The sequence below is a fragment of the Streptomyces sp. NPDC058470 genome (assembly GCF_042721055.1).
Taxonomy (GTDB): domain Bacteria; phylum Actinomycetota; class Actinomycetes; order Streptomycetales; family Streptomycetaceae; genus Streptomyces.
Map to the genome: position 1 here is coordinate 1 of NZ_JBHXMF010000083.1, position 13,932 is coordinate 13,932.

Sequence of the window (13,932 nt, forward strand, 5' to 3'; positions counted from 1 at the left end):
GACGGGTGCTCGGCCCCGCGCCCGAGCGCTCCTCGTTGGGCGCGCGGACGCTGCCCCCGCCGGTCGTCGACCGGCAGTACTGCCCACAGGTACCCACTGTGCCGCGGTTGTGGATCCTGAACTCCGCCCGCGGACGGCGCATCGTCACTCAGCACACGACCGCGCGTACCGAACTCGAAGGACCCGACCACGCCGGGTCGGAGCCGCGGGAGTCACTTCCCGCGCCGGCAGCCGGCTTCCGGGACGGCCTCGACGGGCTGGTCGCGTCGTCCCCCACCGAGCGGCCCGAGGCAGACCCCAGGACCCGGGTCGGTCTCGATCCGCACCAGACCCTGGTCGCCGAACAGGGCCTGGACCACCTGCGCCGGGTGGTCTCGGCGACCACCGTACTGCTGCCCAGCCGCGTCCAGTTGAGCCTGCTGGACCCCGACCCACGCCGCGCCGCCAGGTCACTCGCGGCCGCGCTGGACCTGCCGGTGATCGCCCGCCTCGACGCCGAGGGCAGCTACGTCGTCACCGCCGACGGCAGCTGGTCCGTACGCGACCACGCGGTCTCCGTCGTGGAGACCACCGGCGCCGGTGACGCCTGCGCGGGCGCCGTCGTGGCCGCCCTCGCCGCCGGCGCCGATCCCGTCGAGGCCGCCCTCTTCGGCACCGGCATCGCCCGCACCGCCCTGGCGGGCTGGGGCCACGAGGCCCTCGCCGCGGCGACCCCCATCGCACGACCCTTCCCCGGCATCACCACCCGCAAGGAGCACTAGAACCATGTCCGCCACACCCGTACCCGTCACCGTGAGCGCCGCGCTGCGCGCCGCTCTGCTGGACGTGTCCCCGGTAACCGTCGGCAGCGTCCCCGACCTGGGACGGGCGGTATTCGTCGGCTCGGGGGACTCGTTGGCCTCCGGCCTGGTCGCCACCGGATTCGGCCACCGCGCCCTGTCGGCCGGGGATGTCACCTGGAGCGAGACCCTGCCCGCCGCCTGCGACACCCTTGTGGGCATCTCGCACTCCGGAACCTCCGGCGCCACCGTCCGGGCCCTGCGCATGGCCCGGACCGCCGGGCTGAAGACGGTCGCCATCACCTCGCAGGCGTCCTCACCGCTGGCGGACAGCGCCGACGAGGTCCAGTTGGTGCCCGCGCTCCGCGTGGAGGAAGTAGTCCCCTGCGCCGGACACGTCATGCTCGCCCAAGGGGTGGCCGCGGTCTGCGGAGTCGACACCTCGCCGTTCAACCGGGCCCTCGCGAAGAGCCTGGACGGCATCCGCGTGGCGGTCGAGGCACAGTTGAGCGCCCTGCCCGATTCCGTACCGGCCGCCATGTCAGTCCTGTCACTTCCGGAACTCTGCAGCGGAGCCGACTTCTGGGTCCTGAAGCTGATCGAAGCCTGCGGAATCGCGGTGCGCAGCGTGCCCTTGGAAGAGAGCGGCCACGTCGACTACTTCATCGGCCCCGAACAGCACCTCACCCTGCAACTCATCGGCCCGCACGGCCGACCGCGATTCGACCGCCTGGCCGAGGCTCTGCGTACCACCGGCCAGACCGTCGTTCAGGTCGACGCCGGCGAGCTGACGGACCCCGATGTGCCGGACGCGGCCGTGCTGCGTGACATCGCCACGGCGGTGGCCGGGACCTGGTTCGCCCACGGTGCGGCATTGCGGTGGGGTCGTCCGCCATTCCGCGGCGGAGCGGTGAACATGGACGCGAAGCACATCAAACTCGACTCCTGACCCACCTGTCGTACGCCTTCGCGCGCCCCGCCGTCTCCACGAGCCCCGCGCGATAGGTGCTAATATTGAGACCAATTGTGCGACGTGGACTGCGGCGCACGAAGGCCGAGGGGAGTCCGTACGTGTCCGTCGTCGAGGGTGCGACGACCGACCGGGGGCGCATGTCCGTGCACCCGGTTGATCGCAGATCGCCCATGCCCGCCTGGGCTCAGGTGCAGCGCGATCTGCGTCGGCAGATCGACCAGGAACTCCAGACGGGCTACCGGCTGCCGACCGAGCGTGAACTCTCCGAACTCTACGGCGTCAGCCGCATCACCATCCGACAGGCGCTCGGTGCCCTGGCCGCGGACGGCTACGTCGAGCGCCGACAGGGCGCCGGGACCTTCGTCGCCGACATCCCGGAACCGGTCCAGCACGACTTCGCACTCACCACGCCGTGGCGGGACCGTTTCCACGCCGCTGGGCAGACCGCGAAGTCCGTCCAACTGCGCGACGAGCCCGCCGAACCCGAGCCCCACGAGCTGATCAAGCTCATCACCCCGGAGGAAGCCTCCGTCAAGCGGCTTCACCTCAAGCGGCTTCACGTGGTCAACGACCGCGCGATCGGGCTGACGGACTCGTGGGTCCCCGAGCCCGTGGCGCCCGGACTGTCCGATCGACTCCTCGTCGACGGCTCCCTGTCCCGGACGCTTCGCGAGGTCTTCGAGCTCGTCCCCGCTGACGCCAACCACTATCTCGAAGTCGGCGCGGCCAACTCCCATGAGGCCCGCCTGCTGAACACCACCCTCGACGCGCCGCTGTTCGTGGTGTGGTCCGTGGCCCGCCTCGAAGACGGCCGCCTGCTGGAGACGACACGGACCGCGTGGCTCGGGAGCAGGGTGCGCTTCCACTACACGTCGTGACCGCCTCCTCGTGATTTCCCCTTGCCCCGGCGAGGCAACGCCGGACCCGGCGCGAGGCGTGTGCCGAGCCCGCCGGTCGGCGCCTCCCCGAAGGCCTCATGGCCTTTCTACGGGCATGGTGGAGGGGTGATCGTGCTGGCTGTGCTGTTCGCTGTCCTGGGGGCCGCCAGCAACGCGGCCGGTACCGCCTTTCAGCGGAAGGCGGCGTCCACCGTCGCGCGCGGCGGTGGGCTGCGCCTGATGTTCGACCTGGCTCGGCGTCCGGCCTGGCTGATCGGGATCGCCGGGGTCGTCGCAGCCGCGGTTTTCCAGGCCCTGGCTCTGGTGAACGGGCCACTGGCACTGGTGCAGCCCCTGTTCATCCTGGAGCTGCCGCTGGCCCTGCTGATCGCCATTCCGCTGCTGCACAGACGTCTGCCACGTGCGGGCTGGTGGGCCGTCGCCGGGGTGGTCGCCGGCCTCACCCTGGTCCTCGGCTCGGCCGCCCCCTCGGGGGCCCACGACCAGGCCTCCATGGTGAGGTGGATCCCGGCGCTGGTGCTGTGCCTGGGAGCGATGGGCGTACTGGTCGCCGTGGCCCGTCCGGGGCATCAGCCGCTGTTCCGGGCCGCCGTGCTGGGATCGGCGTCCGCCGTCGGCAACGCCCTGACCGCCGCGCTGCTGAAGTCGGCCACCGGCACCCTCGCCGACGACGGTTTCACCGCCTTCCTCGGCGCCTGGCAGACCTACGGGTTCGCGCTGACCGGCGTCAGCGCGATCCTGCTGCTGGAGAACGCGCTGCAGGCCGGCGCCCTGGCGGCCTCGCAGCCCGCGCTGACCATCGGTGACGCGACGGTCAGTCTGATCCTGGGCGTCACCCTGTTCGGGGAGACGGTCCGTACCGGCTGGTGGCTGCTCCCCGAGGCGATCGGGACCGCGGCGATTCTGTGGGGCGTGCTGCGGCTGACCCGTGTGGTGCCGCACATTCGCCAGGTCACGGGGTAGCCACTCACCTCGCGGGCGCGCGGAATCAGAACTCCTCGTGCACCTCGGGATCTCCACCGATACGCCGCGAGGGCAGGCCGGAGAGGGCCGCCAGCTCGGCGGGCGTCAGTTCGAAGCCGAAGATGTCGAGGTTCTCGCGTTGGCGACCGGGGTCAGCGGACTTGGGAATGGGGACCGCACCCAACTGCGTGTGCCACCGCAGCACGACCTGCCCCGGCGTCACGCCATGGGCCTCGGCCACCTTCACGACGGTGGGGGTGTCCAGCAGGTCGGTGCTGTGGCCCAAGGGAGTCCAGCTCTCCGTGCGGATGCCCTTGTCGGCGTGAAAGGCCCGCAACTCCTCCTGCGGGAAGAAGGGATGCAGTTCGACCTGGTTCACGGAGGGCAGGACGCCGGTCTCCTCCTCCAGCCGCGTGATGTGTTCCGGGGTGAAGTTCGAGACCCCGATCGAGCGGACGAGGCCCTCGGCGCGGAGTTTGACCATCGCCTTCCAGGACTCCACGTACTTGCCGACGCGGGGAAGCGGCCAGTGGATCAGATAGAGGTCCACGTACGCCAGACCGAGCCGGCTGCGGGACTCCTCGAAGGACGCGAGGGTCTCCTCGTACCCGTGATGCCTGCCGGGCAGCTTCGTCGTGACGACGATCTCCTCGCGAGGGACGTCGCTGCGGGCGACGCCGCGCCCGGTACCGGTCTCGTTGCGGTAGTTGGTGGCCGTGTCGACGAGGCGGTAGCCGATGTCCAGCGCCTCGCCGACGGCTTGCTCCGCCTGCGCGTCGTCCATTGGATAGGTGCCCAGGCCGAGGGCCGGGATCTTCGAACCGTCGTTGAGCTTGTGCGCGGGGATACTGATCACGGAAGGGCCTTCCCATGTTGCTGTGCGGTACAAGCGGTGAGTCGTTGCGCTGGGTGCAGCGGGCAGGGCCGGTGACCCGGTCAGGCCTGTGGCAGCCAGGTGGGGGCGCCGCTGCCCCGGGGTACGAGCACTGTACGGAAGCGGCCCGGGGTGGCGGACATGACGACCTGGTCGGTGACGCCGGTGTAGTGGCCGCAGGGGGTCTGGGCGGTGAACTGGTCGGGATCCAGGTAGGCGTGCGGCGAGTCGGGACCGCCGGTGCCGGCGACTTCGTGGGCGTAGGCACGGTCGAAGACACCGAGGCTGAGGATCCAGGCGGACACCCGGCTGAGGCTGAGGCTGACCCGGTAGCTGCCGCCCTGGGTGGCCCGGAGGATGAGGGCACGGATGATTCCGGTGGTGGCGAGCCAGGACAGGACGTAGTCGTTGACGACACCGATGGGTGGCAGGGCAGGGCGCCCGGCAGTTCCCTCCCGGAGCATCACCCCGCTGACGCAGCCGGCGGTCTGGTCGAAGCCGACGCGGTCGGCCCAGGGGCCGCTGTCACCGTGCAGGCTGACGGTCGCGTAGACGAGGCCCGGACGTACCGCCGTGGCCTCCTCGGGGGACAGCCCGATCTTCTCCAGGAAGCCGGGCCGGCGGTTGGCGTAGAAGATGTCCGCCTCGCGCAGGAGATCGCGAATGCGGCTCTGGCCTTCGGGGGAGTACGGGTCGACAGTGGCCGATCGCGCCCCGACGTTCGCGGTGTAGTACGTGACGTCGTTCTCCCACTCGGTGGGACGCCACAGGTTCAGGACGTCCGCGCCGTGCTGGGCGAGGTCGCGGCCGATGCCCGCGCCCGCGATGACGTGTCCCATTCCCAGCGCACGCAGACCGTCCAGGGGCTGGGAAACTCCCGCCGGCAGGGGTTCGGGCTCGCTGTCGCCGATCTTCTCGATCCTGATCAGTGGCTCGTGGGCGAGGTGGTCCCGGTACTGCGGTTCGGTGAGGAACTCCTCGGTCGTGCGCAGCATCGGCATCACGACACCGGCGTCCGCGCCGGCCTGTTCCAGGTCGGCCGCGTCCCACGTACGGATGGCTTCCGCGACGGCGGCCTCGTCCGGGTGGGTCCCCAGCAGCCGGAGCGTGGCGTCCTTGATCTTCGGATACAGGTTGAGCGGCATGACCCAGCGCTCGTCGCGGGTCTCGTAGAACCGCAGGCTGAAAGGGTTGTCGGGGTCATGCGGGCGGCCGGGGCTGAACCCGTTGAGCTTCTCCCACTTCTTGTCGTAGAAGGGGCACAGGCGATGCGGGGCCTTCCGCAGGTCCATGGTGATGTCCTGCCCCTCACCCCCGCGGTGTCGCCACATCGACGCGAGGGCCACGGACTTGGCGGTCATGCCCAGTGCCGGAACTGCTCCCAGACGGAGGATGGAGGGGACGATCGGGTCGGTTCCAAGGAAGGTGATCGCGCCGCCGCTGTCCTCGGGCCGCATCCCGATGTCGGCCAGGACGTCGTGCAGGGCGTGGTGGATGTCGAAGTCGTCGTCGCCGGTGAGGGGATGGGCTACGACCTGCGAGATCTTCTCGGTGAGCGAGTTCATGGTGGGGGACTTTCCACAAAGGGGAAGAGGGGATGACACCAAGCCGCGCGGGACTGCGTGACCGCCGTCCCAGGCCTGGTGCGCCTTGGGCTGAGCTGGATCGCGGTGCTACGCCCGGTGCGCCTCGGTCTGCACTCGATCGCGTCCTACGCCTCGTGCGCGTCGGGGGTCTCGGAGAGGGCACGCATCAGGAGGACCTGCTTGCGGTCGCGCTCGGCGGCCAGTTCGTCGATCCCGGCGCCGAAGTTCCGCGCCTGTTCGCTCAGGGTCTCCACGGTGGCGTCGTCGAAGGCGACGTGCTCACGCGCCATCTGGTCCCAGCGCTTCTCCATGCCGGGGCCCAGGTGCGTGACGAAGTGCTCCAGGCCTCCTTGCCCTCCACCGAGGTGGAACGTCTGGAACGGTCCCGCGACCGCCCAGCGCAACCCGATGGAGGAGGTGACGATGGCGTCCAGCTCCTGTTCGGTGACGACTCCGTCGGCGACCAGGTGGACGCATTGCCGGAAGATTGCCGATTGCAGACGGTTGGCCACGAAGCCGGGAACCTCCTTGCGGAGCACCTGGGGGCTCTTGCCCAGCGCCGTGTAGAAGGCACGGGCACGCTCCACCGTTTCCTCGCTGGTGCGCTCACCGGGCACGATCTCCACGAGCGGGACCAGATGCGGCGGGTTGAAGGGGTGGCCCACGACCAGACGTTCCGGTCGGCGCAGCACGGTGGCGATGTCGGTGGCCGGAATCCCGGAGGTGGAGGTGGCGAACAGGGCGGTGGCCGGCGCGTTCTCCTCGATCGTTCGCCACATCTCCTGTTTGACGTTCAGCCGTTCGGGCCCGTTCTCCTGTACGAGGTCGGCCTCACGCACGGCGCCGGCCAGGTCGGGTTCGAAGCCGAGGTTCTTGGTGAGGTCCTTTGTCTCCAGGCCCAGGCCTTGGAGTACGGGCACGGTGCCGTCGATCAGTTCCCGTACCTGGGTGTCGATGCCGGGCTGGGGGTCGCTGAGGGTGACCTCCAGTCCGTGGGCGAGAAACAGTGCGGCCCAGGAGGCGCCGATCACGCCTCCGCCGACGACCGTGACGCGGCGGATTCCGGCGGCGTCGGTGGTTTCAGTCATGGAAGGGTCCTCTCTGAGGAAGGGGCGGTCTTACGAGTGCGGCTGACCCGGAACGCGAGGGTTACGCGGGTCGGGCGAGGTAGTCGTGTACGACTTCCGCGCGGCCCAGGGTGAGGTCGGCGAGGATGTGGCTCGCGGAGACGACTTCGAGTACGGGCAGGTCGGACAGCGGCGCGAGCGCGTGGGCGAACAGTTGCAGGCGTGCCGGCCCTGACCAGGCGCCCTTGACGGTCACGTCGGAGATCTGGGCGCGGACCAGTTCGCAGATGCGGGGGGTGCCGTCGTAGCCCGGCAGTTTCTTGAGCATGAAGGTCGGCAGGGTGACTTCGTCGCGGGCCTCGGTGGGGTCCAGAAGACGGTGCTTGTAGCCCATGGTGGCGGTGGCGACGCGCAGGCTTCCGTAGTCGAGGGTGCCGACCAGGGTGTCGGAGTCGACGTACAGCCGCGGCGCGCCCAGTTTCTTGGGGAAGGCGCTGATCTCGCGGCCGCTGGCGATGGCAGGGAAGCTGTCGACATACATGGCCAGGCTGTATTCGCCGCACTCACCTTCGTGCTCGACGGCCACGACCTGGCCGGACTCGGTGTAGTCGCCGAGCCCCGTCACGTCGGGCATGCGCATCACCTCGAAGCGCACCAAGGGTTCGGGAACACGCAGCGGTTCCGGTACGACGGCGGCGAGGGCCTGCGGGTCGGTGCGGTAAGTGATGTTGAGGTACTCGCGGTTGGTGAACCGGTAGGGGCCTGTCGGGAAGGCAGGGGCGTTCAGGGGAGTGGTCAGAGACCGCACGACGTCGTCCGCGCGCATCAGGATCGCCTTTCTCTCTTCTCGGCTGCCAGGAACTCTCTGCCGGACCGGACCTAGTAGTTGCTATATGCAACTTGTTACTGCCTGCAACGATAAATCGGAGTGACGTATTCCTGCACATCCATACTGACGTCTGGAGGCAGTCGGCGCTCAGGGGGCCGCGGCGGGCCCGGGTGGTCAGAGCCAGCCGCGGCGGGCCGCCGTGAGGCTGGCCTGGAAGCGTGTCGAGGCGCCGAGTTCGCTCATCAGCCGGTGGATCCGTCGCTGGGTGGTCCGCTCGCTCCAGCCCTGTGAGCGGGCGATGGCCGCGTCGGTGAGGCCGGAGGCGAGTAGGGCCAGCAGGGAGCGGATGTCCGGATCCGGCTGGACGGGAACGGTTCCGGGCTGCCGTGTCGGGTCGTCGGCAGGAGGGTCTCCGGCGTCCGGCAGGGCGACGGCGCGCTCCCATTCGGCTTCGAACAGGGACTCCAGCGCGACGAGCATGGGGGACTGGTGGATGAGGTAGGCCGCCGACTGACCGCCGGCCGCGAGGCTGAAGGGGATGATGGCCGCCTGGCTGTCGCTGATCACCAGCTTCAGCGGCAACTCGGGGCGTACCCGGGCCTTTTCGCCCGCTCTGATACTGGGCGCGATGTCGTCGTGCATCCTGCCCGGCCAGGCCACGGCTTCCCGGTCGTAGATCACCCGGTGGGCCACACCGTGCCGTTGGCGCTCGATCTGGTGGTCGAGGCGGCTCCCCGGGCGGTCGACATAGGGCGGGCGGTCGAACGCCCGCAGTTGGTGCCGGGCGTCGGCCGTCAGCCGGCCGACCGCCGAGCTGATGTCGTCGCGCTCGGTCAGCAGTTCCACGGCCATCTCGGGATGTGTGATCCGCGCGGCCTCCCGGTAGGTCGCCATCAACTGATGCACCAGTGAACGTGCTTCGTCGAGGCGGTGCTGCTGCTCATCTATCAGAGCGGTGACCGCGACGTCGGGGGCGGTGGCGGAGAAGCGGGGCGGCCGTCCGGTGGTCCGGGTCGCGAGGCCTTCTTTGACCAGTGCCGACAGCGACCGTCCGGCGCTGGCCGGGGACAGTTTGCAGGTCTCCGCCAACTCGGAGGCGGTGCAGCGTGGATGCTCCACCAGGGCCGTGTAGACGTGCTCTGTTTCCTCCGTAAGTCCCAGCACGTTAAGTCCCATGAACCCTCCGCCGTGCAGGTGGCGACTGTCCGCCACCCGGCGTACTTCGGCCACCAAGATTGCCTTGTGTCACTTCCGACTCGGTTGACATCTTCCATCAGTAAGAAGGCGGCGCGTCGCCTACCCCCGTATGCGGCAGTGCGTCCCGCCAGGCAGCCTGCCGTGCTGAACCGGAAAGGCCTGCCCGTGCTCCAAGCGCATGCCCGACACAGGCGGCACACCGCCGCGGCTCTCGCCCTGGCGGCGCTGGCCACCGCCGTCGTCACCGGCACCGCGTCCGCGGCTCCGTCGCCCGTGCCCGTCGCTTCCCCCGCGCCCTCGGGTTCCGAGCAACCGCCCACCGGGAAAACGCCGTTGGACGGTGCCGTCAAGGGCGCCGCAGAGCCGCCCGCGCAACGCCAGGGAGTCGTGCCGGGCCAGGTGCTGGTCACCCTGGACCCGGACACCTCGGTCACCGGGGCCGCCCTCTCCGGCAAGGCCCAGCGCCAACTGGACGCCCGCGCGCCGCAGACCAGCGACAAAGCGCTGGACACCAAGCTGCACGCGGTGGGCGCCATCTCCCTGCAGCCGCTGCTGCCCTCGCTGTCCTCGGCCGACACCGGCTCCCTGACCGCGGCCGCACGCGACCAACTGGGAGCCGAAGCTCCCGACTTGTCGCGTACCTACGTGGTCAAGGTCAAGGAGCAGGACTCCACGGCCGTCGCCAGTGACCTTCAGGGCGCCTCCGGAATCGCGTACGCCGAACCCAACCGCTACGTGAACACCATGAACGCCGGAGCGCAGCCGCTGCCCACCTCGGCCGGTGCCGCGACGACCCCCGGTGCCGCGATCGCCCCCGCGACGACCCCCGGCGCCGGAGCCGACCCCGCCGACGTACCGTCGAACTACGCCGTGTCCTCCTCCGCCCAGGCGTTCCTCAACGCAGGGGGAGTCAACGCCGTGGGCGCCTTCTCCACTCTCCAGGACGGCTACGGCCAACTGCCCGGCACCGGCCAGACCATCACCAACGTGTCCATCGGCGACCTCACCGACCAGTCGATGGCGGATGCCGGGGACAACTACGTCAAGGGCTATGGCCCGACCACGGTGCTGAAGGACGGGAAGCGGTACCTCGACCTGCCGTCGATGCCGCTGATCCCCACCTACGTGGCCGGCAGCGACGGCACCCTCGACCCGTCCGCCTCGACCAAGAACCAGGACCCCTCGCTCGGCGAAGTGCTCCTCGACTTCGGCGTCATGGCCCCGCTGCCCCACGACCAGCAGCGCGAGGACGCCCTCGGCAGTGGATACACCGACCTGCTCGGCATAGCCCCGGGGGCCGACTACCGGCTGGTCGTCCCCCAGGAGCCGACGATCGAGCAGATAGCCGGCGCGCTGCTGGCCGCCGCCCACCAGTCGCCCCGCCCCGACGTCATCACCGCCAGCCTCGGCTTCGGCACGGACTCGGTCGGATTCCCGGGCCGCTATCTGGAGGACGACCCCTTCGTGCGGTCCGTGGTCGCCTCCATCGTCCAGAAGGACGGCATCGTGGTGTCGATCTCCTCGAACGACGGCACCCGGCTCTACACCCCCGCCGCGGTCGGCCCCGACGGCGGCAGCACCCCCACCGACACGGCCCCGAACGCCGCCTCCGCCACCACCATCGACGACGTCGCGCTGACCACCACCCCGTCCAAGGTGCCCGACACCGGCGCCATCGCCGCGGGCGGCACCACCCTGGACGACACACTCGCCGTACCGGCGAACTCCAGCAGCCCGTACGCCGATACCGGCACCTTCGCGGAGACCAGGATCAGCGGCTTCGGCAGCTTCGCCTCCGGCTTCGGCAGCCGGGTGGACCTCTCCGCCCCGAGCGACAACATCATCGCCTTCCAGCACAAGGGAGGCGGCAGCGCGCAGGCCGTCACCGCGGTGTTCAACGGCGGTACGTCGGCGTCCGCGCCCGAGATAGCCGCGGCCGCGGCGGTCGTGCTCCAGGCCGGCCGACTGGCCGGGCGTGACCTGAGCCCCAAGCAGGTCAGGGACCTGCTGGAGAAGACCGGCCGCGCGGTCGAGAGCCCGCCGCAGATCGACCGGACCCTGCACGTCGGACCGCAGATCGACGTCACCGCTGCGACCGAGAAGGCGCTGGGCGGCAAGTTGAAGAGCGACGGGCCTTCGGTCGTGCGGCTCTCCGTCGCCCACCGGGTCACCGTGGGCGCGCTCGGCGGCACCTTTCTGGAGACCACCGACCAGAACCGTATCGACCTCGGTGACATGGCCTCCGGCGGCAACGGCGAGGGACTGGTCGGCCCGGTGACCTTCGCCGCCGACGTCACCGGCCTTCCGCAGGGCGCCAAGCCCCGGTACACGCTCACCGTCGCCGCCGACCGTCCGGTCACCTTCTCCTCCGACACCCCGGCGATCCGCGTGACGCCCCGGCAGCTGCTCTCGGCGGCAGGGCTTCCGGTCGTCTCCACCACCGACCGCGACATCGAACTCACCTTCAAGGTGCAGATCGGCGGCAGGACACAGGCCACCGTGCACCGCACCCTGGCCATCGGCCCGAGCGACGGCCGCTATGTCGAGTCCACCGCGCCGCTCGCGCCCGCCACCGCCGAGGCCGGGAAGGCGGTCACCGTCTCCTACGACCTCACCGGTGTCACCACGGCGACCGCCCCCGAACTGGTGGTGTCCACCGTCGGTCACTGGAACCCGGTCCTCGGCCCGATCTTCTCCGCCGCCTGGCACCAGAGCCTCACCGCGACCACTGGCACCGTCACCATCCCCGCGGACGCCTTCAAGGGCGGTGGCGGGATCTACGGCATCGGTATCGCCCTGTCCGGCTTCGGCGGCAACCCCAGCCTCACCAAGTACAGCGAGTTCGCCCCGATCCGGATCGCCGGCGGCACCGCCGCCACCCGGCCGGACGCGCCGACCATCGCCACGACCGGGAGCGGCGCCCCGTACGGCCACACCGCCGAAGTCACCCGCACCGCCCCCGACTTCCGCCTTCGCTACGACGTACGCAGCGTTTCCGGCGCGAAGTCCGCGATCGTCGAGTTCTCCGCCCCGGCCCCGACGCTGTTCGGTTCGCTGAACACCTTCGGCAACGCCAACGGCTCGGCGCTGGACAACGACGGAGCGGACACGCCCTCCACCGTCAGTAAGGAGCTGTCGGCCACCTCCGGCACCGCCCGTCTCGACGCGTTGTCCCTGGGCCTGACCACCTCCGCGACCTACAGCGTGCGTGTGCTCGCCCTCGACGGCCACCAGCGGGTCATCGGGCAGGCGTCATCCGTCTCCAACCTGGCCGTTGACGACGGCCTCGCCCCCGACGGCAGTACGGTGCTGAGCTTCAGCGCCGCGGGCAAGGACTCCATCGCTGCCCTGCGCACCACCGCCGGCGGCACCGAAGTGCGGCGTTACTCCACCTCGACCGGCGCCTACGGAGCCGTACTGACCTCGGACCCCGGCAGCGGTTCGGACTACCAGGTGATCGGCGTTGCCCCGGACGCGCACCGGGTGCTCCTCGGGCACGTGAGCGCGGTCGGCGGCGATGTCCGGCTGGAGACCTGGGACACCGTGACCGACACGCTCGTCGGCAGCTCGACCCTGCGGGCCGCGGAGTACCTGGTGGTCACTGGACGGGTCGACGCCAAGCGCGACCGGGCCGCCGTACTGCTGCGCGCCAAGGTGGACAACACCGACTCGGTGCTCCCTGTCGACCTGGCCACCGGCACCACCGGCGAGCTGATCCAGGCCGACAACAACGGCAAGATCCCGACCGGTACGTACAGCCTGCTGGACATCGACCAGTCCACCGGTGACGTGTTCCTGGGCAAGATCGCCACGAACATCATCTGCCTCGGCGGTGTCGCCCCGGCCCGGGTGAACCTCGACAGCGCAACCGTGACCACATCGGGTTCCATCTCGGCCTGCGGTCACGGCATCGCCTCGGACGATGCGGGCACCCTCTACAGCGTGTCCGCCACCGCGATCAGTACCAAGATCGCGCCGACCGCCACGCTCACCACGTACGACGAGGAGACCCAGACCACCGGTGACGCCTTCGCGCTGCGCAAGGGCACGCCCGTGTCGCTCGCCGTGGACGGCGTCCACCACCTCGCCCTGGTGTCGTTCGCGGCCCCGGAGGGCACTGTGTACTTCGGTTCCCAGCAGGGTGTCGTGTCCGACAACAACGCGACCAGCCAGATAGCGGTCGTCGACCTGACCACAGGAGAGGTGATCCGCACCTTGAACGGCCTGATCGTCACAGGCCGGGGCGGTCTGCTCCTGCACGGCGTGCAGGACCCCTCGATCCAGCTTGATCCGACCACCCGCACCGCTTGGACCTACGGTCCGGACGGCAGCCAGATCCAGCAGTTCTCCTACTGATGACCTGTTGGCCCCCACCACCCAACCCGCGGGGGGGGGGGAGGGGGACGCCCCCCCCCAGCCCCCGGCCGATTAGCCCAGGCCGCTTCCCGCCCCGTGTCTTTGTACACGGCCGACCGTCATCGATTGATTTGCGCATGCGCATCAAGAACCAGCCGTGCCGCGCTGACGTCGGTCACCACGGAATGGGCCAGTCCGCCACGGAGCACACTTCCCACCCCGGGCGACCTCGCGTCGTAGGGAACCGATCTCGCGCACAGGTCTGGAGAGATCGGATGGTTCACCGGGAGTCCGAGTATCCGGCCAGGGCCGGGGGGGTGTGGGGGCGTGTGGGGGCACCAACCCACCCCCCCCCCCCAACACCCAGGTTTGGGAAACAAAAAGAAAAAAGTATATTATTTAAAAATAA

The 13,932-nt window shown here is 69.9% G+C and carries 10 protein-coding genes; 5 read left to right on the top strand and 5 right to left on the bottom strand.

Annotated elements, in window-relative coordinates; genetic code table 11:
* The 4 genes from ACFWP7_RS38655 to ACFWP7_RS38670 all read left to right on the top strand — a co-directional run.
* Nucleotides 1-761, top strand: a 761-nt coding sequence (locus ACFWP7_RS38655; RefSeq protein WP_384391954.1) for a PfkB family carbohydrate kinase, incomplete at its 5' end; no start/stop codon positions are given.
* A 4-nt stretch (nt 762-765) separates the two neighbouring features.
* Nucleotides 766-1,728, top strand: coding sequence for an SIS domain-containing protein (locus ACFWP7_RS38660; protein ID WP_384391956.1), 963 nt, complete (start codon nt 766-768; stop codon nt 1,726-1,728).
* Nucleotides 1,729-1,850: 122 nt separating this feature from the next.
* Nucleotides 1,851-2,630 carry a GntR family transcriptional regulator gene (locus tag ACFWP7_RS38665; protein ID WP_384391959.1) on the top strand — a complete coding sequence of 260 codons (780 nt, stop codon included), beginning with the start codon at nt 1,851-1,853 and terminating at the stop codon, nt 2,628-2,630.
* Between the two features lie 126 nt (nt 2,631-2,756).
* Entirely contained in the window at nt 2,757-3,614 is an 858-nt protein-coding gene (locus ACFWP7_RS38670) for a DMT family transporter (RefSeq protein ID WP_384391962.1), read from the top strand.
* A 25-nt stretch (nt 3,615-3,639) separates the two neighbouring features.
* Here the strand turns inward: ACFWP7_RS38670 and ACFWP7_RS38675 are convergent, their stop codons facing one another.
* From ACFWP7_RS38675 to ACFWP7_RS38695, 5 genes are all read right to left on the bottom strand, one after another.
* Nucleotides 3,640-4,470: an aldo/keto reductase gene (locus ACFWP7_RS38675; protein WP_384391965.1), complete on the bottom strand. Its 831-nt coding sequence runs from the start codon at nt 4,468-4,470 to the stop codon at nt 3,640-3,642.
* Between the two features lie 80 nt (nt 4,471-4,550).
* Nucleotides 4,551-6,053, bottom strand: coding sequence for a CoA transferase (locus ACFWP7_RS38680; protein WP_384391968.1), 1,503 nt, complete (start codon nt 6,051-6,053; stop codon nt 4,551-4,553).
* A 146-nt stretch (nt 6,054-6,199) separates the two neighbouring features.
* Nucleotides 6,200-7,162: a 3-hydroxyacyl-CoA dehydrogenase NAD-binding domain-containing protein gene (locus ACFWP7_RS38685; protein ID WP_384391971.1), complete on the bottom strand. Its 963-nt coding sequence runs from the start codon at nt 7,160-7,162 to the stop codon at nt 6,200-6,202.
* Nucleotides 7,163-7,223: 61 nt separating this feature from the next.
* Entirely contained in the window at nt 7,224-7,967 is a 744-nt protein-coding gene (locus tag ACFWP7_RS38690; protein WP_384391974.1) for an acetoacetate decarboxylase, read from the bottom strand.
* Nucleotides 7,968-8,144: 177 nt separating this feature from the next.
* Nucleotides 8,145-9,146 carry a helix-turn-helix domain-containing protein gene (locus tag ACFWP7_RS38695; protein ID WP_384391977.1) on the bottom strand — a complete coding sequence of 334 codons (1,002 nt, stop codon included), beginning with the start codon at nt 9,144-9,146 and terminating at the stop codon, nt 8,145-8,147.
* A 186-nt stretch (nt 9,147-9,332) separates the two neighbouring features.
* On the opposite strand from ACFWP7_RS38695, the gene ACFWP7_RS38700 reads away from it, so the two are divergent.
* The gene (locus tag ACFWP7_RS38700) at nt 9,333-13,523 is read left to right on the top strand and encodes a hypothetical protein (RefSeq protein ID WP_384391979.1); all 4,191 of its coding nucleotides are present in this window, start codon (nt 9,333-9,335) and stop codon (nt 13,521-13,523) included.
* Nucleotides 13,524-13,932: the final 409 nt, after the last annotated feature.

Excerpts from the sequence above, each read along its gene's own strand:
- ACFWP7_RS38660 (WP_384391956.1), top strand. The coding sequence starts at position 766 with ATGTCCGCCACACCCGTACCCGTCACCGTGAGCGCCGCGCTGCGCGCC.
- ACFWP7_RS38685 (WP_384391971.1), bottom strand. The coding sequence starts at position 7,162 with ATGACTGAAACCACCGACGCCGCCGGAATCCGCCGCGTCACGGTCGTC.
- ACFWP7_RS38690 (WP_384391974.1), bottom strand. The coding sequence starts at position 7,967 with ATGCGCGCGGACGACGTCGTGCGGTCTCTGACCACTCCCCTGAACGCC.
- ACFWP7_RS38695 (WP_384391977.1), bottom strand. The coding sequence starts at position 9,146 with ATGGGACTTAACGTGCTGGGACTTACGGAGGAAACAGAGCACGTCTAC.
- ACFWP7_RS38680 (WP_384391968.1), bottom strand. The coding sequence starts at position 6,053 with ATGAACTCGCTCACCGAGAAGATCTCGCAGGTCGTAGCCCATCCCCTC.